The 24,758-nt window shown below is 64.6% G+C and carries 23 protein-coding genes; 10 read left to right on the forward strand and 13 right to left on the reverse strand.

Translation table 11 applies throughout. From position 1 onward, the window contains the following. Positions 1–14: 14 nt before the first annotated feature. Complete coding sequence (trpB, locus tag B3349_RS05350; RefSeq protein ID WP_291587033.1) at positions 15–1,223, reverse strand: tryptophan synthase subunit beta; 1,209 nt, start codon at positions 1,221–1,223, stop codon at positions 15–17. Between the two features lie 110 nt (positions 1,224–1,333). Next, positions 1,334–1,792, reverse strand: a complete 459-nt coding sequence (locus B3349_RS05355) for an SRPBCC family protein (protein WP_291587035.1) — start codon at positions 1,790–1,792, stop codon at positions 1,334–1,336. A gap of 313 nt (positions 1,793–2,105) precedes the next feature. On the opposite strand from B3349_RS05355, the gene B3349_RS05360 reads away from it, so the two are divergent. The 4 genes from B3349_RS05360 (at position 2,106) to rbp (ending at position 4,472) form a co-directional block, all read left to right on the forward strand. Further along, on the forward strand, positions 2,106–3,065 hold the full coding sequence (locus B3349_RS05360) for a Bug family tripartite tricarboxylate transporter substrate binding protein (RefSeq protein ID WP_291587037.1): 960 nt from the start codon (positions 2,106–2,108) through the stop codon (positions 3,063–3,065). Positions 3,066–3,523: 458 nt separating this feature from the next. Beyond that, positions 3,524–3,694: a hypothetical protein gene (locus tag B3349_RS05365; protein WP_227657880.1), complete on the forward strand. Its 171-nt coding sequence runs from the start codon at positions 3,524–3,526 to the stop codon at positions 3,692–3,694. Between the two features lie 52 nt (positions 3,695–3,746). Then, positions 3,747–4,007: a translation initiation factor IF-1 gene (infA, locus tag B3349_RS05370; RefSeq protein WP_066534340.1), complete on the forward strand. Its 261-nt coding sequence runs from the start codon at positions 3,747–3,749 to the stop codon at positions 4,005–4,007. Positions 4,008–4,100: 93 nt separating this feature from the next. Continuing rightward, positions 4,101–4,472, forward strand: coding sequence for an RNA-binding regulator (gene rbp, locus B3349_RS05375; RefSeq protein WP_066534338.1), 372 nt, complete (start codon positions 4,101–4,103; stop codon positions 4,470–4,472). 179 nt (positions 4,473–4,651) lie between these two features. Here the strand turns inward: rbp and B3349_RS05380 are convergent, their stop codons facing one another. Next, positions 4,652–5,602 (reverse strand): LysR family transcriptional regulator, encoded by a 951-nt coding sequence (locus tag B3349_RS05380; protein ID WP_291587042.1) that lies wholly within the window; start codon positions 5,600–5,602, stop codon positions 4,652–4,654. 100 nt (positions 5,603–5,702) lie between these two features. Here B3349_RS05380 and B3349_RS05385 point away from each other — a divergent pair, with 100 nt between their 5' ends. Continuing rightward, positions 5,703–6,953 carry an MFS transporter gene (locus tag B3349_RS05385; protein ID WP_291587045.1) on the forward strand — a complete coding sequence of 417 codons (1,251 nt, stop codon included), beginning with the start codon at positions 5,703–5,705 and terminating at the stop codon, positions 6,951–6,953. Between the two features lie 100 nt (positions 6,954–7,053). On the opposite strand, the gene pdxR is transcribed toward B3349_RS05385, so the two are convergent. Continuing rightward, positions 7,054–8,565, reverse strand: a complete 1,512-nt coding sequence (pdxR, locus tag B3349_RS05390) for a MocR-like pyridoxine biosynthesis transcription factor PdxR (RefSeq protein WP_291587047.1) — start codon at positions 8,563–8,565, stop codon at positions 7,054–7,056. Between the two features lie 145 nt (positions 8,566–8,710). On the opposite strand from pdxR, the gene B3349_RS05395 reads away from it, so the two are divergent. Together B3349_RS05395 and B3349_RS05400 are read left to right on the forward strand one after the other, a co-directional pair. Further along, positions 8,711–9,964 (forward strand): benzoate/H(+) symporter BenE family transporter, encoded by a 1,254-nt coding sequence (locus B3349_RS05395; protein ID WP_291587049.1) that lies wholly within the window; start codon positions 8,711–8,713, stop codon positions 9,962–9,964. A 4-nt stretch (positions 9,965–9,968) separates the two neighbouring features. Continuing rightward, positions 9,969–10,823 carry a YggS family pyridoxal phosphate-dependent enzyme gene (locus B3349_RS05400; RefSeq protein ID WP_291587050.1) on the forward strand — a complete coding sequence of 285 codons (855 nt, stop codon included), beginning with the start codon at positions 9,969–9,971 and terminating at the stop codon, positions 10,821–10,823. Here the strand turns inward: B3349_RS05400 and amaB are convergent. The 9 genes from amaB to B3349_RS05445 all read right to left on the reverse strand — a co-directional run bounded on the left by amaB (position 10,811) and on the right by B3349_RS05445 (position 19,548). Further along, positions 10,811–12,331, reverse strand: a complete 1,521-nt coding sequence (gene amaB, locus B3349_RS05405; protein ID WP_291587052.1) for an L-piperidine-6-carboxylate dehydrogenase — start codon at positions 12,329–12,331, stop codon at positions 10,811–10,813. The genes B3349_RS05400 and amaB overlap by 13 nt on opposite strands. Further along, positions 12,328–12,570, reverse strand: a complete 243-nt coding sequence (locus B3349_RS05410; RefSeq protein ID WP_291587054.1) for a hypothetical protein — start codon at positions 12,568–12,570, stop codon at positions 12,328–12,330. The genes amaB and B3349_RS05410 overlap by 4 nt, the downstream gene beginning before the upstream one ends. Positions 12,571–12,731: 161 nt before the next feature. Then, on the reverse strand, positions 12,732–13,850 hold the full coding sequence (locus B3349_RS05415) for a saccharopine dehydrogenase family protein (protein ID WP_291587056.1): 1,119 nt from the start codon (positions 13,848–13,850) through the stop codon (positions 12,732–12,734). Positions 13,851–14,131: 281 nt separating this feature from the next. After that, positions 14,132–15,025 (reverse strand): 3-hydroxyisobutyrate dehydrogenase, encoded by an 894-nt coding sequence (gene mmsB, locus B3349_RS05420; protein ID WP_291587058.1) that lies wholly within the window; start codon positions 15,023–15,025, stop codon positions 14,132–14,134. 130 nt (positions 15,026–15,155) lie between these two features. Continuing rightward, entirely contained in the window at positions 15,156–15,557 is a 402-nt protein-coding gene (locus B3349_RS05425; protein ID WP_291587059.1) for a DUF488 domain-containing protein, read from the reverse strand. A gap of 61 nt (positions 15,558–15,618) precedes the next feature. Continuing rightward, the gene (locus B3349_RS05430; RefSeq protein WP_291587061.1) at positions 15,619–16,182 is read right to left on the reverse strand and encodes a TfoX/Sxy family protein; all 564 of its coding nucleotides are present in this window, start codon (positions 16,180–16,182) and stop codon (positions 15,619–15,621) included. Positions 16,183–16,236: 54 nt separating this feature from the next. Beyond that, positions 16,237–17,403, reverse strand: a complete 1,167-nt coding sequence (locus B3349_RS05435; RefSeq protein WP_291587063.1) for an acyl-CoA dehydrogenase family protein — start codon at positions 17,401–17,403, stop codon at positions 16,237–16,239. A gap of 91 nt (positions 17,404–17,494) precedes the next feature. After that, positions 17,495–17,935, reverse strand: a complete 441-nt coding sequence (locus tag B3349_RS05440; RefSeq protein ID WP_291587065.1) for a lysozyme inhibitor LprI family protein — start codon at positions 17,933–17,935, stop codon at positions 17,495–17,497. 89 nt (positions 17,936–18,024) lie between these two features. Next, entirely contained in the window at positions 18,025–19,548 is a 1,524-nt protein-coding gene (locus B3349_RS05445) for a CoA-acylating methylmalonate-semialdehyde dehydrogenase (RefSeq protein WP_291587067.1), read from the reverse strand. A gap of 212 nt (positions 19,549–19,760) precedes the next feature. Between B3349_RS05445 and B3349_RS05450 the strand changes: the two genes are divergently transcribed. From B3349_RS05450 to B3349_RS05460, 3 genes are all read left to right on the forward strand, one after another. Continuing rightward, entirely contained in the window at positions 19,761–20,654 is an 894-nt protein-coding gene (locus B3349_RS05450; protein WP_291587069.1) for a LysR family transcriptional regulator, read from the forward strand. A 217-nt stretch (positions 20,655–20,871) separates the two neighbouring features. Continuing rightward, positions 20,872–24,045: a bifunctional diguanylate cyclase/phosphodiesterase gene (locus tag B3349_RS05455; protein WP_291587071.1), complete on the forward strand. Its 3,174-nt coding sequence runs from the start codon at positions 20,872–20,874 to the stop codon at positions 24,043–24,045. A 239-nt stretch (positions 24,046–24,284) separates the two neighbouring features. Then, positions 24,285–24,608, forward strand: coding sequence for a YnfA family protein (locus tag B3349_RS05460; protein ID WP_279998875.1), 324 nt, complete (start codon positions 24,285–24,287; stop codon positions 24,606–24,608). The last annotated feature ends 150 nt before the right edge of the window (positions 24,609–24,758 follow it).

The raw sequence follows: 24,758 nt of genomic DNA on the forward strand, positions 1-24,758 counted from the left end.
GGCATCCGCTGTGCTTACAGCCCCAGGACCTTGGCTACGTAGTCCGCGTCTTTGTCGCCGCGGCCCGACAGATTGACCAGAATATGCTGGTCGGAGCCCAGCTGCGGCGCCTGGCGCATGGCCCAGGCCACGGCGTGGGCACTTTCCAGTGCAGGGATGATGCCTTCCACGCGCGACAGCGTCATGAAGGCGTTCAGACATTCCTTGTCGGTGACCGATTGGTACTGCACGCGCCCCAGGTCTTTCAGGTAGCTGTGCTGCGGTCCCACGCCAGGGTAGTCGAGGCCGGAGGCGATGCTATGCACGGCGGCAGGCGTGCCGTCGGCATTTTCCAGCACATAGCACTTCATGCCGTGGATTTCTCCGGGCTTGCCCACCGACAGGGTGGCCGCGTGGCGGCCGGGCTGGTCTACACCTTCTCCGGCAGGCTCCACGCCCACCAATTGCACTCCGGCATCATTCAAAAAGGCGGTGAACATGCCCATGGCATTGCTGCCGCCGCCCACGCAGGCGCTGACGTAGTCGGGCAGGCGACCATGCTTGGCCTGGAACTGCTCGCGTGCTTCGCGGCCGATGATGCTCTGGAAGTCGCGCACCATCATTGGAAAGGGGTGGGGGCCGACCACCGAGCCAATGGCATACAGGTAGTCGGTGGGGTTGGTCAGGTACTCGTCGAACGCGCTGTCCACGGCTTCCTTGAGTGTGGCCGCGCCACGCGTGACGGGCACCAGCTTGCAGCCCAGGATGCGCATCTTGGTGACGTTGGGGTGTTCTTTTTCGATATCGACCTGGCCCATGTGGATCTCGCAAGGAATGCCCACCAGCGCACAGGCCGTGGCCAGGGCCACACCGTGCTGGCCGGCTCCGGTTTCGGCAATCACTTTCTTCTTGCCCATGAACCTGGCCAGCAGTGCCTCGCCCAGGCAGTGGTTGATCTTGTGGGCGCCGGTGTGGTTCAGGTCTTCGCGCTTGAGGTGGATCTGCGCGCCGCCCAACTGGGCCGACAGGCGTTTGGCATGAAAGATGGGGCTGGGGCGGCCCACGTAGTCGGCAAACAGGTCGGCCAGCTCATCCTGAAAGTCCTGGCGCTGGGTGATCTGGGCATAGGCGATGTTGATGTCGTCCATGGCCTGCTTCAGATGCGGGGGCACCAGTTGGCCGCCATAGGGACCGAAGAAGCCCTGTTCGTCGGGCATGGGAGAAAAAGCGGGCAGAGCGTTCATAGAGTGACAGCAAGAGTGGGTGAAAACAATCCCCATCTTGATAGCACGCCATGCTTACAGCAAGCCATGCGAGCTTGCCCGGCTTGTCAAAGTGTGGCGATATCGGGTGATCAGGCCATCGTGGATTCGGACGGAATCTCGGCTTCCACCAGCAACGCCAGCAGTTGCAGCGACTGCTGCCAGCCCAGGTAGCAGGCTTCTGCAGGAATCACCTCGGGCACCCCTTCCTGCACGATGTGGACCTCGGTGCCGCAGGCCACGGCACGCAGGTCGACCGTGGTGGTCATGGAGCCGGGCAGGCTGGGGTCGTCAAACTGGTCGCTGTTGCGGATGCGGGTGTTGGGTACCAGTTCCAGGTAGGTGCCGCCAAAGCTGCTGCGCTCGCCGGTGCCCAGGTTGACGAAGGCCATCCGAAAGCGCCCACCGGTACGGGCATCCATTTCCAGCACCTCGCACACGAAGCCATGGGGTGGCATCCATTTGGCCAGAGCCGCAGGGCTAGTGAAGGCTCGGTAGATGCGCTCCGGCGGAGCCTGGAGCACGCGGTGCAAGCGGATGGTATGGGCCATGTCCAGCTCCTGTGTGCGGTGTGAAGGCGCCAAGCCTAGCGCTTTGTCGCAGGTGTGGCGAGCCAAAGCCCTGGCTGCGCCGTGGCAAAGCGCACCGGAGGTTCAGGTGGGTGATGCTGGGCGGTGCGCCGGGAACTGTCGCCTGCAGGACGGAAGGGCAGGGTTGCTGCCAGGATTGGGAGACGGGGCGCGCTCCTACAGTGTCCGGAACGTGCCGGCGATGGCTGCATTTGCGCGGCGAAGAGAACAGCGCCTGCACGTTGCAAAGGGGTAGTCCGCCAGCGGTGGCGGGGCCCATGTGAAAGGCAAGAGCATGCAACGCAGAACCCTGATCGCCCTGTGCGCGTCCCTGGCCGCAGTGGCCACCATGCCCCAAGCGGGCGCGCAAGGCGCATACCCTAACCGGCCCATTACACTGATCGTGCCCTATGGCGCGGGCGGGGTGACCGATGTGATCGCCCGTGCACTGGCACAGGGCATGTCCAAATCGCTGGGCCAGACCATCGTGATCGAGAACAAGCCTGGCGCCGGCGCCTCCATGGGCGTGGTCGACATGAAGAACGCCAAGCCCGACGGCTACCGCCTGACGCTCACGCCGGTGGGCATCTTCCGCCAGCCTCATATCCAGAAGGTGAATTTCGACCCCGTAGCCGATGTAAGCTATGTGGCGGCCTTCATGACCTATGACTTCATTCTGGCCGTGCCGGCCAATTCGCCCTTCAAGAGCGTGAAGGATGTGGTGGATGCTGCCAAGCGCGACCCCGGCAGCGTCGACTATGGGACCCCTGGCAAGTTCTCGGCCAACCACGTGACCATGGCGCAGCTGGAGCAAAAGACCGGAGCCAAGTTCACCCATGTGCCGTTCAAGGGAGATGCGGATTCCATCAACTCCCTGCTGGCCGGCCACACCAAGACGGCCGTGTTTGCCAACAGCGTGCAGCCGTACCTGGCCAGCGGCAAGATGCGGGCGCTGGCCATTGCCTCCGACAAGCGCACCGAAGCCTTTGCCGATGTGCCCACCTTCCGCGAGCTCGGCTATGCATTTGACGTGCCGTCGCCACTGGGCATTGCAGGTCCCAAAGCGCTGCCCGTCGAGATCACGCAAAAGCTCGAGGCGGCCATCCAGTCCGCCATGCAGGAGCCCGCCTTCAAGCAGGTGGCGGCCAACTACGGCATCCGCCTGGAATACCGCAATGCCCAGGAGTACAGTGCCTTTGCCAAGAAGGCCTTTGCCGAGGAGAAGGACATCGTCAAAGCGATAGGACTGGACTGATGATTCCTGTGGACTGCTGGGTGGTGCGTTCTGCATTGCCCAGCGGGCGCCGGGCTGGCATCCGCTGTCGGAGCGCGAGTCACTTGCAGTGAAGGCCTTTCAAATCCCCAGGACATTGATTGCTGCTATAGTGTTGTGCACTGCAGCGAGGTCCATGGACTGCTGGCAGCACATTCTGGCCTTCCGCTGGCACCGTACGGCAAGCGCTCCAAGGCCCATCGCATCAGACGATGACTGTACTTTCCTGTCCTGCGGCTTCTGATCCGCTGGTCTTCCCGCCCTGAACCTTCCATGGGCCGGAAAAAAATTCTCCCTCGCACCCCAACGCGTTGAGCGGGCTTGCTTTTGAGTCCTTCCTTTTTGTACCGGTGTTCTTGCACCACGTTCTGTTGTTGAACCACTCCTTCTCTCTTTCCCAGGTCGTCGGTAAATACCTTCTGTCTCCTGGTTCGGTGCCCATGCCCGACGGGCACTACACCGCCTCCCTTTCGATTCGCAGCGGCCACGGCACGGCCACCCATGACCGGGTGTTCCGCTTTGTGCCGCAATTCCGCTCCGCCCAAGCTGCCGTGGCCTACGCCATGGAGCAGGGTATGTGTTTGCTGCGCCAGCCCGGTCTGCCGGCCTGAGTGCACAACACCTTCGGGATAGATCCCCCAGTTTCATTCAGTCAGAGCCCTCATGTCGAAAGAAGATCTCATTGAAATGCACGGCCAGGTGATGGAAGTGCTGCCGGATTCACGTTTTCGCGTGACGCTGGACAATGGCCATTCCCTGGTTGCCTACACCGGTGGCAAGATGCGCAAGTTCCGCATCCGCATCCTGGCGGGTGACAAGGTTTCGCTGGAGATGTCGCCCTACGACCTCACCAAGGGCCGCATCACTTTCCGCCATATCGAAACACGCTCCGGCGGCGCTCCTTCGGGACCGCGGCGCCGCTAAGTTCCGGGCGGTGCGTCCCTGTAGGGCGCACCGCCCACCCTATGTCCATTGCAGCATCTGCTGCACGGTCATTTTTCCCCTGAAAGTTCAACCATGAACAACAAACTCTACGTCGGTAACCTCTCTTACTCCATTCGCGACAACGATCTGGAACAACAATTCGCCCAGTTCGGCAACGTGGCTTCCGCCAAGGTCATGATGGACCGCGACACCGGTCGCTCCAAGGGCTTCGGCTTTGTGGAAATGGCTTCGGAAGCCGAAGCACAAGCTGCCATCGAAGGCCTGCACGAGCAGTCCTGGGACGGTCGCAACATGATCGTCAACGTGGCCCGTCCCCGTGAAGAGCGTCCTGCCGGCTTCGGCGGCGGCGGCTTCCGTGGCAACAACGGCGGCGGCGGTTTCCGCGGCGGCAATGGCGGTGGTTACGGCGGCGGCCGTGGCAACGGCGGCGGCTACGGCTACTGAGCGAAGCGCTGATTGAGCGCCTGCAACACACAGAGAGATCTGGAATACCTGGTACTCCGACCTCTGTGCAGGCGCCAATGGGCCCGCAAAAAAGCTCCCCTGGTGGGAGCTTTTTTCATGGGTGCGTGGCAGGCGGCGCCATCTGAGATGTCGGTCGCAGCGGTGCACAGAAAGTCATTTCAGCGCCGTGCCGAGCCGCGTGTGGCGGCTCGCATCCCCGTGAGCCCGGGCATGGCGGCACGCATGGCATCCAGAAAGCAGCGCAGCCGTGCAGGGTAGAAAGCGGCCTGCGGGTAGACCAGGGAGACCGGCAGCGGTGCGGCCTCCCAGCCCGGGACCAAATGCTGCAGCCGGCCGGCGCGCAGATCGTCCTGTACCACCCAGGCCGAGGCAATGCCCACCCCCAGACCGGCCAGTGCGGCGCTGCGCAGGGCATACAGGCTGTCGGTGGACAGCCGGGGCTGGATGGCAAAGCGCTGCATGCCGTGCTGGGCATGGGTCAGACACACTTCGCGCAGGTAGAAGGTGTTGAGTGCCATCCACGGCCAGTCTGCCAGGTCCTGTGCGGCAGTGGCTGGCGGGTGCTGGGCGACCAGGGGTGGGGCTGCCACCACGATGCGGGGGACTTCGGCCAGACGCAGGGCGATGGCTGCAGGGTCCAGCACCTGGCCCACCTGGATGGCGCAGTCAATGCCTTCGGCAATGAAGTCCGCCCGGCGGTCATGCAGCAGCCATTCCACCTGTACCTCGGGGTAGCGGCGCAGGTAATCCAGCAGCGGCGCCATCAGCTGGTCCTGGCCAAAGGCGTGGGGCACCAACACGCGCAACTGGCCGCGCGGCACATCCTGCACGCCGCGCAGATCGGCCTCCATGGCCTCCCATTCATGCACCAGCGACTTGGCATGGGCGTAGCAGCGTTCGCCGTCCACGGTCAGCTTCATGCCGTGGGTGGAGCGTTGCAGCAGACGCAGGCCCAGTGTGCGCTCCAGCTGCTGCAGGCGGCGGCTGACGGTGGGTTGGGTGGTGCCCAGCTGCAAGGCCGCGGCCGACAGGCTGCCTGCTTCCACGATGCGCACCAGCGTGTGCATCAGCGCAATGCGGTCGCTGCCGGTAGAGATGGTTGTTTCCATACGCAGAGCGTATAGCAGATCTGCATGCCTTGCCACTACGCAAGCGCATGCTGACTCCAGATACTACGCAGCATTCCAAACAAAACCACAGATGGACACCATGTCATCCATTCAATCTACGTATGAAAAGCGTCCTGCTGGCGCCACCGCAGCACCTGCTGCTGCCGTGCCAATCCCCGCACCGCAGGCCATTGGCGCGCCGTTGCTGCTGTTGCTGGCCGCGGCCGCTGGTGTCAGCGTGGCGTCGCTGTACTACAGCCAGCCCATGCTGGGCCTGCTGGGGGCCGATATGCAGGCGTCCGCGAGTACTGCTGGCTGGGTGCCTACGCTGACGCAGCTGGGCTATGCGCTGGGCATTCTGCTGCTGGCGCCGCTGGGAGATCGGTATGACCGCCGGCGCATCATTCTGGTCAAGGCTGTTGCCCTGGTGGGGGTGCTGCTGACCAGCGGATTGGCGCCCGGCATGGGCAGCCTGCTGGCGGCCAGCCTGGGCGTTGGCCTGGCCGCCACGATGGCGCAGGATGTGGTGCCTGCTGCAGCCACACTGGCCCCAGCCGCCCAGCGTGGCCGCATGGTGGGGACGGTGATGACCGGGCTGCTGCTGGGCATTTTGCTGTCCCGTGTGGTCAGCGGCCTGGTGGCCCAGCTCTGGGGCTGGCGCAATATGTACCTGCTGGCCGCAGCGGCCATGGCCGTGCTGGTCGTGGCGGTGTGGCGCGGCCTGCCGCACTTTGCGCCCACCACCCAGCTGGGCTGGCTGGCGCTGATGCGTTCCATGTGGGAACTGTGGCGCCAGCATGCGTCCTTGCGCCGCGCGGCACTGGCACAAGGCCTGCTGGCGGTGGGATTCAGCGCCTTCTGGTCCACGCTGGCGGTGATGCTGCACAGCCAGTTCCAGCTGGGTGCCGCCGCCGCTGGTGCACTGGGCCTGGCCGGTGCGGCGGGGGCTCTGGCTGCACCACTGGCCGGGCGTATGGCCGACCGCCGTGGCCCTGAACTGGTGACGCGCGCAGGGGCCGCCCTGGCAGCGGCAGCCTTTGCCAGCATGGCCTCTGCGCCCTGGCTGGGAGCGCAGGGCCAGTTGCTGCTGATTGTGGCGGCGGCCGTGGTGTTTGACTTTGGTGTGCAGGCCGTTCTGGTGGCGCACCAGACAATCGTCTATGGCATTGCGCCCGAGGCGCGCAGTCGCCTGAATGCGCTGCTGTTCACTGGCATGTTCGTGGGCATGGCCAGTGGTGCTGCCCTGGGCAGTTGGGTGCTGGACCATGCGGGCTGGCTGGGCGTGGTGGTGCTCGCCACGGTGTCTGCCCTGGCCGCCCTGGCGGTGCGCTGCTGGCCGCATGCCCGTTGAGTGTTGCGAAAGTACACGGATACGCTGGGCTGACGCACCATGCATGAGGTGGAAGCTTCATCCCTTCCATCCACTTTCGGTAGCCGGGCCGCGGGAGCACTCAACCACGCTGCGCCAAGGTACGAATCGAGGGGCCTGTATTGCCGGGCAGTGCGTGCAGTATCTGGGCCAGCCGGCGCACGCCGGCTTCCAGTTCCATGGGGGTGTGGGCGGCAAAGCCCATCAGCACGCCGCAGTGGCGTGGTGTGCCGCTGTACAGCGCAGACATGCCTGCCAGGGTGATACCTGCACGCGCTGCTACCGCCACCAGTTGCGCTTCCGGCAGTCCGCCGCGCAGGTGGCAGGCCATCTGCATCCCGCCTGCTGGCACCTGAGGCTCCAGCCAGTCGGCCAGATGCGTGCGCAGCAACTGGGTGAGTACATCGCGCCGGTGGGCGTAGACGGTGCGCATGGTGCGGATATGGGCGCCCAGGTGGCCGCCTTCGATGAAGCGCGCCAGCGTCAACTGGGCCAGGGGAGCGCTGTGCCCGTCCTGTAGCGAGCGCGCTACGGTCATGGGTGACACCAGCGCGGGCGGCAGCACCATATAGCCCAGGCGCAGACCTGGAAACAGCGACTTGCTGAATGTGCCGATATAGAGCGTGCGCCCGTGGGCGTCCAGCCCCTGCACACAGGCCGTGGGCTTGCCCGCGTAATGGAATTCGCTATCGTAATCGTCCTCGAGGATCCAGGTCTGCCGCTCCCGGGCCCAGGCGATGGCGGTCAGCCGCCGCTCCAGCGACAGCGTGGCGCCGGTGGGGTACTGGTGGGACGGGGTCAGAAACATGGCCTGGGCGGAGGGTGCGGCAGCGAGGTGCTGCATCTGCATGCCATCGGCATCCAGCGGCACGGGTTGGCAGACCAGGCCGGCAGCGTCAAAGGCCTTGCGTGCGCCGTGGTAGACCGGGTCTTCAATCAGGATGCGGTCATCTGGGTCCAGCAGTACCTGGGCGCACAGGCTCAGCGCCTGCTGTGAGCTGGTCAAGACCAGCACCTGCTCGGGTGTGGCACGGGCGCCGCGTTCCAGATTCACATAGTCGGCAATGGCCTGGCGCAGCGGCAGCACGCCTTGCGCCGGGCTATGTTGCAGGGCGCGGTGTCCGTATTCCTTGAGTACCTGACGCTGCAGCCGCTCCCACACTGTCAATGGAAAGTTGCGGGTCTCGGGTACGCCGGGCACAAAGGCATGGGGCGCCGGATAGTCGCTCACGCCGCCGGCGGCCAGTATGGCCTGGCCGCGCTGGCTCAGCTGTGGTGCTGCGACGGTGTGGGGGGCTGCGGGGCGGACAGGCAGGCTCCGCGCCTGCTGGGACACCCGGCTGCCGCTGCCCACGCGCCGGGTGATGAAACCTTCGGCGTGCAGCTGGCTGTAGGCCGTTTCCACCGTGTCGCGCGAAACGGCCAGCGATTGCGCCAACGCGCGGGAGGCCGGCAAGGGGCGTCCTGCCGCCAGTTGGCCATCGAGGATCAATTGCCGCAGGCCGCGCTGCAGGCGGGCGTGCAAGGGCAGCGCATGGTAGGCCGGATCGGCCATCCAGGCTTTGACGGATTCGAGCAGGGCGTGTTTGAACAATTGGTCTGGCTATTCGTGAAAAAGTGGTTGGAATCAACATGCCATTGGGATTTTATAAACGGCGCATGCCCTGGCCACAGTCCGGCCCGGTTCCAGCTGCCACACAGGCCAGGGCGCATTTGATCTGTTGGAAAGTTGTTCAGGCATGCCCCATACCCCGGCTCCCGTTTCTGTGCCCACGCGGCTGCGTCTGCGCGATGTGTTCCACCCCGCCATGGCGGGGCTGGTATCGGTTGTCGTCAACTACGGCGGTACCTTCATCCTGGTGTTTCAAGCGGCCAGGGTCGCGGGGCTGGATGCCGCGCACACGGCTTCCTGGGTGTGGTCGCTCTCGATTGGCGTGGGTCTGACGGGCCTGCTGCTGAGTTGGCTGACACGCGCGCCTATCATCACGGCCTGGTCCACGCCGGCGGCCGCGTTTCTGGTCACGGCGCTGGCCACCACCCCCTATGCCGAAGCTGTGGGCGCCTACATGGCTTCGGCTGCTGCCTTTGTGCTGCTGGGACTATCTGGTGGCTTCGAGCGTGTCATCCGGCTGATTCCGCAGGGCGTGGCCACGGGGCTGCTGGCAGGGATCCTGCTGCCTTTCGGCATGCGGGCCTTTGGTGGCATGGCGGTGGAGCCGGCACTGGCGCTGCTGCTGATCGTGGCCTATGTGGTGCTCAAGCGCGTTGCCGCGCGCTATGCGGTGGTCGGCATTCTGCTGCTGGGGCTGGCGTTCCTGTTGTTGCAACGACGCGTGGACCTGGCAGGGCTGTCGCTGCAGCTGGCGGCCCCGGTGTTTACCTCGCCGGAATGGTCGCTGGACAGCCTGCTCAGCGTGGCCCTGCCGCTGTTCCTGATCACGCTGACGGGGCAGTACATGCCGGGCATGCTGGTGTTGCGCAACGATGGCTTTGCCACCAGTGCCAACCCGATCGTGACCGTGACCGGCCTGGGCTCGCTGCTGATGGCGCCATTTGGTGCGCATGCCTTCAATCTGGCGGCCATCACGGCAGCCATTGCCACGGGGCGCGAAGCCCATGAAGACCCGGCCAAGCGGTGGATCGCCGGTATTACCGCAGGCCTGGCCTATTGCGTGGTGGGCGTGTTTGGGGTGACGCTGGCCGCTGTGTTCATGGCTTTGCCTGCTGCTTTCACCACCACGCTGGCAGGTCTGGCCCTGCTGGGAACTCTGGGCGGCAGTCTGGCGGGGGCCCTGGCAGATGCCCGCACCCGCGAGGCGGCGCTGATCACCTTTCTGGCTGCGGCGGCCAATATCCAGTGGCTGGGCATTGGGGGCGCGTTCTGGGGTCTGGTGATCGGCCTGCTGGCCCATGCCGTGCTGCATGGCCGCATGCCCCGGCGCCAGCGCAGCGCAGCTCCCCTGGTGGTAACTCCCTCTGTCCCCAAGGCCTGAACGTATGCCGACTCCACACTTCTCTTCCATCACGACCTGCACCGGCCATGACCGGCATGGTCGCTATCCCCAGGCCCTTACCCTGGCAGATTTTCAACACAATCTGGCTGCGGTGCAGGCCCGCATCGCCGCAGCCTGCCAGCGCACCGGGCGCGAGGTGTCCAGCGTGCGGCTGTTGCCGGTGAGCAAGACCAAGCCCGAAGCCAGCCTGCGCCTGGCCCATGCGGCGGGTTGCCGGATGTTGGGCGAAAACAAGGTGCAGGAGGCCTGGGGCAAATGGGAAGCTCTGCAGGATCTGACCGATCTGCGCTGGTCGGTCATCGGTCATCTGCAAACCAACAAGGCCAAGCTGGTGGCGCGCTTTGCCAGCGAATTCCAGGCCCTGGACAGCCTGCGCCTGGCGGAGGCTCTGGACCGCCGCCTGCAGGCCGAAGGACGCGCGCTGGATGTCTTTATCCAGGTCAATACCTCCGGCGAGGCCAGCAAGTACGGCCTGGCACCCGAGGCGGTGCCAGCTTTCCTGCAAGCATTGCCCGCCATGTCGGCGCTGCGGGTGCGCGGCCTGATGACGCTGGCGCTGTCCTCCCATGACAGCGCGCGGGTGCGCCTGTGTTTCGTGTGCCTGCGCAGGCTGCGCGACCGGTTGCGTCAGAGTGCCCCGGCGGGCATGTCCCTGGAGGAGCTGTCCATGGGGATGTCGGGTGACTTTGACATCGCGATCGAGGAGGGCGCCACCGTAGTGCGTGTGGGCCAGGCCATTTTTGGGGCCCGGCCGGTGCCGGACCAGCACTATTGGCCAGGACTTGCGGGTCCGGTGGAGGTGGACGGGGTTTCAGGGCAGCCGCTTCACCCGAACTGAATGCCCTGGGCCAGAGGCAGCTCGCGCGAGTAGTTGATGGTGTTGGTGGTACGGCGCATGTACTGTTTCCAGGCGTCGGAGCCGCTTTCGCGGTCGCCACCGGTTTCCTTCTCGCCGCCAAACGCGCCACCAATCTCGGCCCCGCTGGGGCCGATGTTGACGTTGGCAATGCCGCAGTCCGAGCCGGCGGCTCCGAGAAACGTCTCCACCTCACGCAGATCGTTGGAGAAGATGCAGGAGGACAGGCCCTGGGGCACGCCGTTGTTCCAGTCGATGGCCTGCTCCAGCGTGTCGTAGGTCAGCACATAGAGCAGGGGCGCAAAGGTCTCGTGCTGCACGATGGCGGTTTGCGCTGGCATGTCCACCATGGCCGGGGCCACGTAATAGCCGTGGGGGAACTGCTCTGCCAGCACGCGCTGGCCGCCGGTCAGCACGGTTCCGCCCTGGGTCTGGGCCTGGGCAAGGGAATGCTGCATCGCATCCCAAGCGGCACGGTCGATCAGCGGGCCCACCAGTGTGCCGGCCTGCAACGGGTCGCCGATGCGCAGGCTGGCATAGGCTTTCAGGAGCTTTTCCAGCAGTGCGGCCTTGGCACTGCGGTGCACGATCAGTCGGCGCAGCGAGGTGCAGCGCTGGCCTGCCGTGCCCACGGCGCTGAAGACGATGGCACGCACCGCCAGATCCAGATCGGCCGCGGGTGTGACTACCATGGCGTTGTTGCCCCCCAGCTCCAGAATGCGCTTGCCAAAGCGGGCCGCCACCTTGGGGCCCACGGCGCGGCCCATGCGGCTGGAGCCCGTGGCGGACACCAGAGCGATCTGCGGGCTGTCCACCAGGGCCTCGGCCACATCGTTGCGGCCAAGCACGATCTGCGCCAGACCCGGGGGAGCACGGTCGCCAAAACGGGCGATCGCTCGCTCCAGGGCCTTGAAGGTGGCCAGGCCCGATAACGGGGCTTTCTCCGAGGGTTTGAAGACCACCGGGTCACCGCATACCAAGGCCAACGCCGCGTTCCAGGCGAACACCGCGCTGGGAAAATTGAAGGCGGTGATTACGACCACCGGCCCCAGCGGGTGGTACTGCTCCATCATGCGGTGGCCGGGGCGTTCTGACACGATGGTCTTGCCATGCAGCTGGCGTGACAGGCCCACGGCAAACTCGCAGATGTCCACACCTTCCTGCACCTCCCCCAGGCCTTCCTGCAGGATCTTGCCCACCTCGCACGAGACCACCTGACCGATGTCGGTCTTGCAGCGGCGCAGCTCCTCGCCCCACAGCCGCACCAGCTCGCCGCGCACCGGAGCGGGCACCAGTCGCCATTGCAGAAAGGCCTGGGCCGCGCGATCGATCACGGCCGGCATCGCTGCCACGGGCAGTGCGGCCAGCTGGGCCAGCGTTGCGCCGTCGATGGGGGAGCGCACGGTGATGTCATCGCCCTGGTGGGCGGCCAGATCGATGCCGCAGTGCGACAGCACGGTGGAAAAGTCGGTGGCAGAAAGCGCGGTCATGGGTGTTCCGTGGAAGAGGGGTGGGTGGGCTTGTGCGGTGGCACGGGTTTCAGGCCGTGGTAAAAGGTCCAGGCCGCTGCGAGGTAGACCAGAGGGTAGGCCAGCGCGTAGGCCGCCAGTTCCAGGTAGGCGGACAGGCTGTCTGCTGCAAAAAGCAAGGTGTGTACCAGTGCCGCCAGCAATGCCACCGTGTATGCCAGCAGCACCAGATAGGCCACGGCCGTGGCCGCCAGCAGCATGGCGCGCCGCCGGACCGGGACCTGCTGCGCATCCCCCGGCACGCAGCTGCCGGGGGATGCGCAGCAGGCGGTAGACCGCCAGCATGAGCAGAAATGGCAGGGCAATGGCGGGCAGAACAAACATGGCAGCGGGCAGAAAGAGGCAGACCCTGGCAGGGTGATCAGACGTCGGTGTTGCCGGGCGGCGCTGAAGCGGGCAGCAGGGCTTCAACGTAGCGCCCCACACGGGTGTTGCGCAAGGCGGAAAGCGTGCATTGCTCCTGTCGCACAAAGCCTTGTTGCGGCAGCAGGCCCTGGGCACACAATTCCACCGCAGCCAGCGCACCAGCGGCCGTGGTCAATTCGATGGCAGTGCGCTGCCGCCCGCGCAGCGGTGCACCGTAGAGCCGGGTGCTGTGCGTGAGCTGGTCCAGCCGACCGCTGCGCATGCCCGTGGCTGTGGCGGCAATCACCACCATGTCGTCGCGGCTGTGGGGAACGGCACCATCCAGCACCTGGCGCAGCAAATCGCGCCGCTCGATCAGGCGCAGCCCGTGCAGCAGCAGGTGCATGGCATCGCGGTGGCCCGGGTGGCGAATGGTCTTGTAATTCAGGTTGCGCACGCGGCCGGCCAGTGTTTCGCAAAGCGTGCCCAGGCCGCCAGAGGTGTTGAAGGCCTCGAACACCTGCCCGTCGAGGCTGAGGTTTTCCAGGCCCTCCAGGGCTTGCACATTGGCGATCTGGCCGCCCACGATGGCGTCACAGGGGTTGCAGTATTCGTTGATGACGCCGTCCACGCTCCAGGTGAAGTGGTAGCGCAGCGCATTCAGGGCGTGCAGCGTGAGCGCGCCCACGCGCAGTTGCAGGTCATAGAGCTCGTCAAACTGCCCGGCCAGATGGCCGCCCAGCATGCCGATCAGTCCCGGAGCCAGGCCGCACTGCGGCATCAGCACTGCCCGTGCCTGGGGGGCCAATGTGCGGATGGTGCGGGTGGCCGCCACATCCTCGGTCAGATCAAAGTAGTGCACGCCCCGCTGCGCTGCTGCCGTGGCCACGCGTGCTGCGCAGAAAAATGGCAGGGCATTGATCACCAGATGGTGTTTGTCCAGCACCGAAGCGAGCGCTGCATCATCCTGCACATCCAGTTGCAGAGGGTGTAGCTGAGGATCACCGTGGGTCGAAGGAGGATGCATATCGGCCAGCGTGACCTGCGCGCCATACAACTCCACCAGCATGTCGGCGAGGGTGGTGCCAATCTTGCCGGCACCGAGGATCAACACCTTGTCCAGAGCAAACTGCATAGCAACTCCTTGTCCAAGCCACCCACCATCCCGGCGGTGAGGCGACGGCGCGCATGCCGTGCGTGTCAGTCCAATGTAGCGAGGGCCACGAAAAATGCAGCCAGGGTCGTGGGGATAAATTTTCTAATGGGGTGTGAGAGGCGCTAACTGAATGAATTTGAATGCATTCTTGGATGGGATCGCCAGAGAACAGGTGATGCTGCACCGGTGCACAACGAAAAATGCCACCCAATTCAGATTGGGTGGCATTCGGCAGGGAAGCAAAGCCGGCGGCTACGCCATCATTTCTTTTGCAGCATCTTGATCACGCTGGAAAAATCCTCCCCGCCATGGCCCGCAATGCTGTGTGCGGCGTAAATGGCGCGGGCCATGCCGCCCAGCGGGGTGCTGGATTTGGTGGTGATGGCATTTTCCTGGGCCAGCCCCAGATCCTTCAGCATCAGATCGGTGCCAAAGCCGCCTGCATAGCCTTTGCTGGCGGGCGCGTTTTCGTGCACGCCGGGAAAGGGGTTGTACTTTTCCAGTGCCCAGTTACCGCCGGAGCTGCGGCGCATGATTTCGCTCAACACCTTGGGGTCCAGGCCATTGGCCACGCCCAGGGCGATGGCTTCGCTGGTGCCCACCATCAGAATGCCCAGCAGCATGTTGTTGCAGATCTTGGCCGTCTGGCCAGCACCCACGGCACCGGCGTGGAAGATGTTGGCGCCCATTTTTTCCAGCAGCGGACGCGCACGGTCCAACTGGGCGTCGCTGCCGCCCACCATGAAGGTCAGGGTACCGGCAATGGCGCCGCCCGTGCCGCCGGAGACCGGGGCGTCGATGAAGTCAATGCCCGCTGCTTCAGCGGCCTTGGCCACTTTCTGGCTGGTGGCCGCGGCTATTGTTGAGCTGTCGATCACCAGCGCTCCCTTGGCGATGTGCTGCAGCAGGCCGGGGGCGTTGCCGTTGCCCAGGAACAGCGCTTCCACATGCTGGCTGGCAGGCAGCATGGTGACGATGGCTTCCGCGCCCTGCACGACGTCCTGCGCGCTGGTGGCGACATGGCCGCCGGCCGCCACCACCTTGGCGATGGCGTCCTGGCTCAGGTCAAAGGCTTTGACGCTGTGGCCGGCCTTGACCAGGTTGATGGCCATGGGGGCGCCCATATTGCCGAGGCCGATGAATGCGATTTGCATGGTGCTGTCTCCTTGGGGGTGTAGGTATGGGAAAGGGGGTCTGGTCGGTTCAGTGGTGGCTCACGCGCGGTGGCGTGTTGCCGCCTGAGGGCGGTTGGTGCGCGGGAGGAAATGCTTTTGCCATCTGGGGTCAGTCCGCGGCGATGGCAGCGCCCTTGTCGGCCAGCAGCGCGCGCAGGACGCTGCGGTGGCAGCGGGTTTCGTCGTCGCAATAGCAGCCAATGGCAAAGCTGGTCTGTTGCGACAGCGCGGCGAGCAGTTGCAGTGTGCGGTCAGCACCGGCCTCCGCCATTTCCTTGCGGAAGGCTTTTTCGAATTGTTGCCAGGCTTTGGTATCCGCCGTTTTCTGGGCGGCCAAGCCCAGTGCCATGGTCTCCGCGCTGGGAGCGAGTTCGGGGTACCAGCAGTCGTAATAGTCGCGGCTGGCAAACTCCGCCTTGGGCACGCCCCGTGGCGGCCGGCGCACGGTACCAATGCGCAGACCTTCGCCCGGGGCGCGTGGGGAGCCGAGTTGGACGATACGAAGGGGCATGGGGGGGCTTTGCGGTAAAGGTCTGGGGTGGGCTGGACGCAGTGGGCTGGACGGCTGCGGCTTATAGATCGTCGTCATCAAATACCGAATGTTTGCGCGGTGGCGCAGCCGCGGCTGTCAGGGTCAACGCTTTTCGATTACCGGTTTTTTGAGGTGTTTTCAGTCCCTGACGATTTTCTGATGGGCTTGGGGCGCTCTTTTTTACAGAGCGCTTGCTTGCTGCTGTACTGGTCGCTTCCGCTTCGTTCACCGCCGCGGTTTTCTTCTTAGCCTTTTTCGGCGTGGCCTTGGCCAGTGGGTTGAAGGCCAGGGCAGCGTCGATCCAGTGCTGCCACTGGGCGCGTGTGGCGTAGGCGGCGGGCCCCACCAGAAAATAGCCATCCATCAGCCCCCGGCTGGACAGCGGCCGAACGTCAGGCGTCTCGGCCACTTCGGCGTGGGTAGCGGGGGGCAGGCGCACGAGCAGCTCGTCATGCTCCACGCCCAGGCACATCTTGCCGTTCACCATGAACACATGGCAGCCGAACATGCGTTTTTCCTCCACATCGCTGCCGTGCTCGGCCAGGGCCTCGCGCACGGCGTCAATCAGTTGCAGCGTGTCTTCGGAAAGGGGGCGGGCAGGCATGGTGTAAGGCAGATGAAAAAGGTCTCTACGGCAGAGCGGGAGTGCGCAGCTGCTTTAGCGGATTGCCTCGCAGGCATCGCCATCCAGCATGCGCCGGGCAATGATCACGCGCATGATTTCGTTGGTGCCTTCCAGGATCTGGTGCACGCGGGCGTCACGCATCAATCGCTCCAGCGGGTATTCGCGGATGTACCCGTAGCCGCCGTGCAACTGCAGCGCTTCGTTGCAGACCATGAAGCCGGTGTCCGTGGCAAAGCGCTTGGCCATGGCGCAGTAGGTCGATGCGTCGCGCGCACCGGCATCCAGTTTGGATGCGGCCAGCCGCACCATGTGCCGGGCAGCGACGAGTTCGGTCGCCATATCGGCCAGCTTGAACTGCAGGGCCTGAAAGCTGGCAATCGGTTTGCCGAACTGCTTGCGCTCCTGCATATAGCTTTGTGCCTGGGTGAGGGCACCCTGGGCCGCTCCGACCGAGCAGGTGGCAATATTGATGCGGCCGCCATCCAGCCCCTTCATTGCGATCTTGAAGCCTTCGCCTTCCCGGCCCAGCAGGTTCTGTGCAGGGATGCGCACGTTGTCAAAGTTGATCACGCGGGTGGGCTGGCTGTTCCAGCCCATTTTTTCTTCCTTCTTGCCGTAGCTCACGCCGTCGGCATGGGCGGGGACGACAAAGGCAGAGATGCCGGAGGCGCCGGAGTTCGCGTCACCGGTGCGGGCCATCAGCACCAGCACGTCGGTGGCTCCGGCGCCGCTGATGAAGGCCTTGCTCCCATTGATGACGTATTCGTTGCCCACCAGCTCGGCCCGGGTCTTGAGCGAGGCGGCATCAGAACCGGCTCCGGGTTCGGTCAGGCAGTAGCTCGCCAGTTTCTGTCCGCTGGTGAGTGCCTCGCCCCATTCGCTGCGCACGGCTTCGGTGGCCCAGGTGCCCAGCATCCACGTGGCCATGTTGTGGATGGTGATGAAAGCGGTGGTGGAGGGGTCCACGGCCGCCAGTTCTTCGAATACCAGCGTGGCATCCAGTCGTGGCAGGGCCAGGCCCCCGGCATTTTCGGGGGCATACAGGCCGCAGAAACCCAACTCGCCTGCCTTGGCAATGGCTTCACGCGGGAAGGTGGCTTCGCGGTCCCACTCGGCCGCATGGGGGGCCAGTTCGCTTTGGGCGAAGGTGCGGGCGGTGTCGGCAAAGGCGCGTTGGTCTTCGGTGAGTTCAAAGTCCATGGCGGGTGTCTCCGTTTCGTTGTTGTTCTGGGGGCGTGGCCAACGGATCAAAAATCCGTGGGTCGCAGTCTGTCGCGCTGCCTGGCTCCGTTCATTGCGGAGGCCTTTCGCCATGGTGCAGCCAGTGTTCCAGCGCGGTGCGGCGTGCTTCGGTGGCGGCCGTCAGGCATCGGTGGTAGCGCGCCGGCCAGTCGGCCCGGTCTTCGTCGGCTGCATGGCGGACCTTGCAGCCGCGCGTGCGCTGCCGGCTCCAGGCGGTCTGGTCCTGGCGCAGGGCAGGGCGTTCATGGACGGAGAGGGCACGCATCACGTCGGCGTAAAGGATGTTCTGGGCCGTGTCCACTTCCTGAAAGTGCTGCACGGCGCAGGCGTTCAGGCTGGCAACGGCGCTGGATTGCGGGTCGCAGACCGCACCGGCCTGGGCCCGTGCGGTGGTGGGGTACAGCGCAGAAACGGTCAGCAGGCCGGCAGCACACAGGTTTGCGAAGAACTGCAGCGGCTGGCGCATGCTGGGAGATGCGGGCAAAGACATGTCTGCATCATCCCAGATTCCATGCGGCCAGCCGGGCTTGCATGCCCGGACCATGGACAGCTGTTGCTATCGTTTCTGCTGCTGCCGGCTTACTTCAGGCTGATGGTGGTGTTCACACCGTGGCTGGTCGTGCTGTCGTCAAACCAGCGTGCGGTCACGGTCTTGGTCTGGGTGTAGAACATCACCACCTGCTTGCCATAGGGACCCAGGTCGCCCAGCTTGGATGCGCGGCTGCCGGTGAACGAGAAAAGTGGCACGGGCACGGGGATGGGCACGTTGATGCCGACCTGGCCCACGTCGATTTCCTCCTGGAACTTGCGCGCAGCGGCGCCGCTCTGGGTGAAAATGGCCGTTCCGTTGCCGTTGGGGTTGGCGTTGATGAAGGCGATGGCTTCATCGATGTCCGCCGCTTCGGCAATGCACAGCACGGGGCCGAAGATTTCCTGGTCGTACACGCTCATGCCGGGCTTGACGCCGCTGAAGACGGTCGGGCCAACGAAGTTGCCCTTTTCATAGCCCTGGACACTGGGCTTGCGGCCGTCCAGCTCCAGCTTGGCGCCATCGGCAATGCCGCGCTCGATCAGGCCTTCGACGCGCGACAGGGCGGCGCAGCTGACCACCGGGCCCACATCTGTGCCGGCTTCGGTGCCGCCTGAGACCTTGAGCGTCTTGGCCTTTTCCACCAATTCGGGGATCCACTTCTGGGCGTCACCCACGAGGACCACCACCGACAGCGCCATGCAGCGCTGGCCTGCGGCACCGAAAGCGGCACCGGCCAGGGCGTTGAGCGACTGCTCCTTGTTGGCATCGGGCATGACGATGGCGTGGTTCTTGGCCCCCATCATGCACTGCACGCGCTTGCCGTTCAGGCTGGCACGGTTGTAGACATGGGTGCCCACCTTGGTGGAACCCACGAAACTGATGGCCTTGATATCGGGGTGGTCGCAGATGGCGTTCACCGCGTCTTCACCGCCGTGGATCACGTTCAGCACGCCAGGGGGAACGCCGGCTTCCAGAGCCAGTTCGCACAGGCGCATGGTGACCATGGGGTCTTGCTCGGAAGGCTTGAGCACAAAGGTGTTGCCGGTGGCAATGGCCATGGGGAACATCCACAGCGGAATCATGGCAGGGAAGTTGAACGGCGTGATGCCGGCGCACACGCCCAGCGGCTGGTTCAGTGTGTAGGTGTCGACACCATTGGCCACGTTGTTGGCCAGCTCGCCCAGCTGCAGATTGCCGATGTTGGCGGCGTGCTCCACCACTTCCAGGCCACGGAACACATCGCCTTCCGCATCCGGCAGGGTCTTGCCCTGTTCGGCGGTCAGGATGGCCGCCAGTTCCTTCATGTTTTCACGGATCAGCTGCTGCAGCTTCAGGAAGATGCGGGCGCGCGTGCCGATCGGGGTCTTCTTCCAGGTCTTGAACGCTTCCTTGGCATTGCTCACTGCCAGGTTGATTTCCTCGGGCGTGGCGAAGGGCACGCGGGCCAGCACTTCCTGGGTGGCGGGGTTGACCACATTGCGCCACTGCGTGGTCTTGGATTCGACCAACTGGCCGTTGATCATCAGCTTGACGGTGGGGGCCAGCACGGCGGACTTGTCAGGGGCGTTCATGGGTGTCTCCTGGAATGGGTGTGGAAGCCGAAGCCTGCCGTCCATGTCGGACAAGCCCCGAGGTGGATCCCATGTTAGATGTGCAAAATGCTGCAAACAAGTGCTATTCATGCACTTAGGGTTTGCGTTTTTGCACAGACATTCCGATAGAAAGGTCGATTGCAAGGCGCGCAAGCCGTGTCAGCCTGGTACTAAGTCATGCGAGGGACAACATGGATTGGGAACAATTGCGCCACTTTGGCGCCTTGGCCCGGGCGGGGACGCTGGCGGGCGCGGCCCGGAGCCTGGGGGTGGAGCACACCACGGTGGCGCGACGCGTGCAGGCGCTGGAAAAAACGCTGGGCAAAAGCCTGTTTGCCCGGGGGGCCGACGGTCACCAACTGACCGAGGCCGGCCGCCAGCTGTTGCCGGCCATCGAAGCCATGACCCAGGCAGCCCGCCAACTGGAGCATGCGGCCGAACTGGCCGTGGATGATGCCGAGGCCCCCAGCGGCCTGGTGCGTGTGGGTACCACCGAAGGTCTGGGCACCCAACTGCTGGCGCCGGCCTTGGCCAGGCTCACGCTGCAGTGGCCGCAGCTGTCGGTGGACTTGCTGGCGCTGCCACGCCTGCTGCACCTGTCGCGGCGCGAGGCGGACATCGTGATCTCCCTGGAGCGGCCCAAGCGCGGGACGGTGGTGGTCAGCAAGCTGGCAGATTACCGCCTGTACCTGTATGGCGAGCGCGAGTACCTGGCCCGCCGCCCGCTGGTGGCCCAGCGCGAGGATTTGCGCCACCACCGCTTCATCCATTACGTGGACGATCTGCTGTTTTCCAAGGAGCTTCAACTGCTGGACCAGTTATACCGCCCGGAGCGCTTTGCCTTCCGCTCCACCAGCATCACTGCACAGTATGAGGCGGTGCGGGCAGGCGCCGGGCTGGCGGTGCTGCCGGCATTTTTGGCCGACCGTGACCCGACATTGAGCCGCGTGCTGCCCCAGCAAGCCTGCTTCACCCGCACGTTCTGGATGAGCATGCCGGAAGAGCTCAAGGGTTTGCCCCGCATACAGACGGTGTGGCGGTTTTTGAAGGAGTCGGTGCAGAACAAGCAGGGCTGGCTGGGATGAGGATGGAGGGTGAGGGTGTTTTTCACCCGGATGACCGCTCATCCGCACAACACCTAGGTTGATTCAAGTCATTTCTGTTTCAAAGTGTTGACGTTTTAGATAGAAAAGTCATCAATTCAGCCCTTCAGCAACATAGAAAGGCACTATGCTTTTAAGTGGTCCACAGTTTTAGCCGCCTATCGTCTTATTCGTCTGTGTGATCTTCTCCTCCCCCTTCATGGCAGTTGCTCCTTCTTCGCGCACGTGGGTCTCGGTCTGGTTGTTGCCAGGGGCTGTGCTATGCGGTGGTGGTTTGCTGAGCCTGGTGCTGGCGTGGATGCTGCAGCGCACGGTGCAGACCATGGCGCACGAGCGCGCGGTGCACCGCATCGATACCCTGGTGCAGGGGCTGGAGCACAGCGTCAACTCGTATGGCGAAATCGTCAAAGGCCTGCAGGCGCGCTTTTCGGTCAAGCCCTATCTGAGCCGCCAGGAGTTCGACGCCACCATGGTGGAGATGGATGTGCCGCGCCGTTACCCCGGTCTGCGCGCTCTGACCTTTACCCGCATCCTGGCTCCGTCCGAGCTGGCCAGTTTTGAAGCCAGCCTGCGCGCGGATGGTCAGGTGACACGCCAGGATCTGCGCATCCGCTTTGCGGCCGATCGCTCGGAGTACGCCGTGGTCGACTATGTCTGGCCGCTGCGTGGCAATGCCGCGCTGGCTGGGCTGGATGTGTATCTGCAGCCCGAAAGCCTCTCGAGCCTGTTGCAGTCGCGTGCCACCGGCAAGGTGTCCATGACAGCGCCATTCACCTTGCTGCAGGATGACAAGGACCCCACCGGGGTGCTGATCCGCGCACCGGTGTTTGTAACGCCTGCCGGCCAGGGCGAGCCGGTATTCCAGGGCGCAGTCAACATCAGTCTGCAGACGCGCGAGCTGCTGCTACATGCGTTGGACGCGGTGCAGCTCGATGGCGTGGCGGTGACCGTAGAGGATCTGGGGCGTGCCGATCAGCAGCCTGGCGGCGAGAACTTGCGCCGCACCATTTATCGCACGCCCAATTGGGAGGCATCCTCCACCACCCTGGCCCCGGTGCTGCGTGACATTGCCGTGCACGACCGTATCTGGCGGGTGCAGTTGCTGCCGCGCAGCGCGTTGCTGTCCCAGGTCGAGAGTGCTCACCCGTGGCTGATGGGGGCCGGCGGCCTGGGTGCGAGTGCACTGCTGGCGCTGCTGGTGGCCTTGCTGGCCCGCCAGCGACAACAGGCCCGCCAGGAAGTGGAGCACACCCAATCGGCATTGCAGGAGAGCATGGACCGCTTTCACGATCTGTTCCATCACTGCGGCATGGGGGTGAGCAAGGTGTGCTCGGAAACTGGGCGCTTGCTGCAGGTGAACCAGCGCTATTGTGAGATTCTGGGTTTCAGTGAAAAAGAGCTGCTGCGCACCAATGTGCTGGAGCTGAGTGCGCCCGAGGATGTGGAGGATACACGCCGGTTGCTGAGCGAGCTGCGCCAGGGACTGATCTCCAACTATCTGCAGTCCAAGCGCATGCGCCGCTGCGATGGACAGCTGATCTGGGTGGAGGTGGCTGCATCTCCCTTGCTGGATGGCCAGCAGGAACTGCTGGGCCAGCATATTTCGGTGGTGCAGGACGTGTCCGAGCGCCGCCAGTTGCAGGCTGCACTGGAGCAGCGTGAAGCACGGCTCAGCGCCATGCTGCAGGCGCTGCCGGTGGGGATGCTGATGGTGGATGCGCAGCAGCGCATTCTCTCTACCAACGACCGTTTCACGGCGCTGACCGGCTACGGTCCAGAGGACTTGCGGACGCTGGATGACTGGTGGAATGCCATCCAGCCCGATACATCGCAGCGCCAGACCAGCCGAGCCTGGGTGGAATCGGCACGGCGCGAAGCGATGGTGCAGGGGGTGATGCCGGGCTGCGAACTGGCCGTGCACTGCAAGGATGGCAAGATCCGGGCCATGGAACTGTCTGGCAGTCCGGTGCAGAGCGACTTTGTCTTTACGCTGATGGACCTGAGCCAGCGCAAGCAGGCGGAAGAGAAGATCCGCAACCTGGCGCTGTTCGACATGCTGACCCAGCTGCCCAACCGCCGCCAGTTGCTGGAGCGGGTGCATGACGCGCTCCAGCACTGCCCGCGCCAGAACACCGCTGGGGCGTTGCTGCTGCTGGACATCGACAATTTCAAGACCCTGAATGAAACCCAGGGCCACGACCAGGGCGATGCGCTGCTGTTGCAGGTGGCACAGCGTCTGTCACACTGCCTGGCCCAGGGGCCGCATGCCGGTTACACCCTGGCCCGCCAGGGTGGGGACGAATTTGCCGTCGTGCTGGAGAACCTGCCGGCCGATCCGCTGCAGGCCGCCCAGCAGACCGAAAAACTGGGGCGCCGCATGATGGAGGCGCTGCGCGAGCCTTTCATCCTGGGTACCGCGCCTTGCCACGTCACTGTCAGCATGGGGGCCACCACGTTCCATGGCTCCGGCGAGACGGTGGAAGAGCTGCTCAAGCGGGCAGACCTGGCCATGTACGAAGCCAAGAGTGCCGGGCGCAACGCGCTGCACTTCTTCGACCCCAGCATGCAGTCTGCGATCCGCGCTCGCGCGGAGATGGAAGCCGATCTGCGCAACGCGATCGAGCAAAGCCAGTTCGATCTGTATTACCAGCCCCAGGTCATGCACGATCAGGTGGTGGGGGCCGAGGCGCTGCTGCGCTGGCGGCATCCGGTCAAGGGCTTTATCTCGCCCGCACTGTTCATTCCACTGGCCGAGGACAACGGCATGGTGCTGCAACTGGGCCGCTGGGTGCTGCACACCGCCTGCCGCCAGCTGGCGCAGTGGGCGCAGCGCCCGGGTCTGGCGGAGCTGGCGCTGTCGGTCAATGTCAGCCCGCTGCAGTTCCAGCAACCGCAGTTTGTGCAGGATGTGGAGCAGGCTCTGGCCTCGCACGGCGTGCGGCCCGACCGTTTGAAACTGGAGCTGACCGAGGGCATGCTGCTGTCCGATGTGGAAGACACCATCCGCAAGATGGAGCAACTGCGCGGCCTGGGCGTGGCCTTTTCGCTGGACGACTTTGGCACCGGCTATTCCTCGCTGTCCTATCTGAAGCGTCTGCCGCTGGAGCAGCTCAAGATCGACCAGAGCTTTGTGCGGGAAGTGCTGACCAATGCCAACGACCAGGCGATTGCCAAGACCATCGTTGCCCTGGCCAGCTCGCTGGGGCTGCGGGTGATTGCGGAAGGCGTGGAAACCGCAGCCCAGCGCGATTTCCTGGATGCCAACGGCTGCCATGCCTGGCAGGGCTATCTGTTCAGTCCGGCTGTGCCGGTGGCGCAGTTCGAAACCTGGGTGGCCCAGTTCAGTGGCGTGGAGCACACCGCCATCGCCTGACTGGCGCGCTGGTGACTCCGGCCACCGCAGACCGGACGAATGGTGATGGATGTCCAGTTCCTTGACTAGGCTGGGCTGCAGCGGAGCTGCAGCGCGAGGCTGCGCAGGGACGGCGTGATCGCCAACACCTATTCCGAGGGAAATGAGCCCCAGCGGGGCTTTCCATCTGCACTGCATGCTATGGTTTGTGGATTCTTTTACACCGGACACCGTCATTTAGTGGCGGTTCTGTCTTTCCCATGCGCACATTTGCCCTGTACCTGCTGACGGCCCTGGCCGAAATCGTGGGCTGCTACCTGCCCTGGCTGTGGCTGCGTCAGGGGGGCAGCGCCTGGCTGCTGCTGCCGGCGGCTGCCAGCCTGGGCCTGTTTGCCTGGCTGCTCACCTTGCACCCTGACGCCAGTGGGCGGGTCTACGCGGCTTACGGCGGGGTGTATGTGACGGCGGCGCTGCTGTGGCTGTGGGCCGTGGACGGCGTGCGGCCCAGCACCTGGGATGTGGTGGGCGGCCTGGTCTGCCTGGGCGGCATGGCCATCATTGCCTTTGGGCCGCGCGGCGCCTGATTCAAGGCCCTTGGCGCACGCTGCGCGCCTGGCCTGGGCCACCGCTCCACGGCCGCGTCCGGGGTGGATTCGGGACCGCGGAGCACGATGCGGTGCGTGGCGACCAGGCATGGCGCCAGAAAAGTGCCGCCCAACGTGCCGTGGCGTTGC

Origin of the sequence: Comamonas sp. UBA7528 (assembly GCF_002479375.1) — a bacterium.
In the GTDB taxonomy this organism is placed as follows: Bacteria; Pseudomonadota; Gammaproteobacteria; order Burkholderiales; family Burkholderiaceae_C; genus Comamonas.

Coding starts and splice junctions, on each gene's coding strand:
- B3349_RS05440 (WP_291587065.1), bottom strand. CDS start 17,935: ATGTCTTTGCCCGCATCTCCCAGCATGCGCCAGCCGCTGCAGTTCTTC.
- B3349_RS05400 (WP_291587050.1), top strand. CDS start 9,969: ATGCCGACTCCACACTTCTCTTCCATCACGACCTGCACCGGCCATGAC.
- B3349_RS05410 (WP_291587054.1), bottom strand. CDS start 12,570: ATGCTGCTGGCGGCCACGGCCGTGGCCTATCTGGTGCTGCTGGCATAC.
- B3349_RS05360 (WP_291587037.1), top strand. CDS start 2,106: ATGCAACGCAGAACCCTGATCGCCCTGTGCGCGTCCCTGGCCGCAGTG.
- B3349_RS05365 (WP_227657880.1), top strand. CDS start 3,524: ATGCCCGACGGGCACTACACCGCCTCCCTTTCGATTCGCAGCGGCCAC.
- B3349_RS05435 (WP_291587063.1), bottom strand. CDS start 17,403: ATGGACTTTGAACTCACCGAAGACCAACGCGCCTTTGCCGACACCGCC.
- B3349_RS05460 (WP_279998875.1), top strand. CDS start 24,285: ATGCGCACATTTGCCCTGTACCTGCTGACGGCCCTGGCCGAAATCGTG.
- B3349_RS05450 (WP_291587069.1), top strand. CDS start 19,761: ATGGATTGGGAACAATTGCGCCACTTTGGCGCCTTGGCCCGGGCGGGG.
- amaB (WP_291587052.1), bottom strand. CDS start 12,331: ATGACCGCGCTTTCTGCCACCGACTTTTCCACCGTGCTGTCGCACTGC.
- B3349_RS05425 (WP_291587059.1), bottom strand. CDS start 15,557: ATGCCCCTTCGTATCGTCCAACTCGGCTCCCCACGCGCCCCGGGCGAA.
- B3349_RS05430 (WP_291587061.1), bottom strand. CDS start 16,182: ATGCCTGCCCGCCCCCTTTCCGAAGACACGCTGCAACTGATTGACGCC.
- B3349_RS05455 (WP_291587071.1), top strand. CDS start 20,872: ATGGCAGTTGCTCCTTCTTCGCGCACGTGGGTCTCGGTCTGGTTGTTG.
- B3349_RS05380 (WP_291587042.1), bottom strand. CDS start 5,602: ATGGAAACAACCATCTCTACCGGCAGCGACCGCATTGCGCTGATGCAC.
- B3349_RS05415 (WP_291587056.1), bottom strand. CDS start 13,850: ATGCAGTTTGCTCTGGACAAGGTGTTGATCCTCGGTGCCGGCAAGATT.
- B3349_RS05445 (WP_291587067.1), bottom strand. CDS start 19,548: ATGAACGCCCCTGACAAGTCCGCCGTGCTGGCCCCCACCGTCAAGCTG.
- B3349_RS05385 (WP_291587045.1), top strand. CDS start 5,703: ATGTCATCCATTCAATCTACGTATGAAAAGCGTCCTGCTGGCGCCACC.
- rbp (WP_066534338.1), top strand. CDS start 4,101: ATGAACAACAAACTCTACGTCGGTAACCTCTCTTACTCCATTCGCGAC.
- B3349_RS05395 (WP_291587049.1), top strand. CDS start 8,711: ATGCCCCATACCCCGGCTCCCGTTTCTGTGCCCACGCGGCTGCGTCTG.
- mmsB (WP_291587058.1), bottom strand. CDS start 15,025: ATGCAAATCGCATTCATCGGCCTCGGCAATATGGGCGCCCCCATGGCC.
- B3349_RS05355 (WP_291587035.1), bottom strand. CDS start 1,792: ATGGCCCATACCATCCGCTTGCACCGCGTGCTCCAGGCTCCGCCGGAG.
- infA (WP_066534340.1), top strand. CDS start 3,747: ATGTCGAAAGAAGATCTCATTGAAATGCACGGCCAGGTGATGGAAGTG.
- trpB (WP_291587033.1), bottom strand. CDS start 1,223: ATGAACGCTCTGCCCGCTTTTTCTCCCATGCCCGACGAACAGGGCTTC.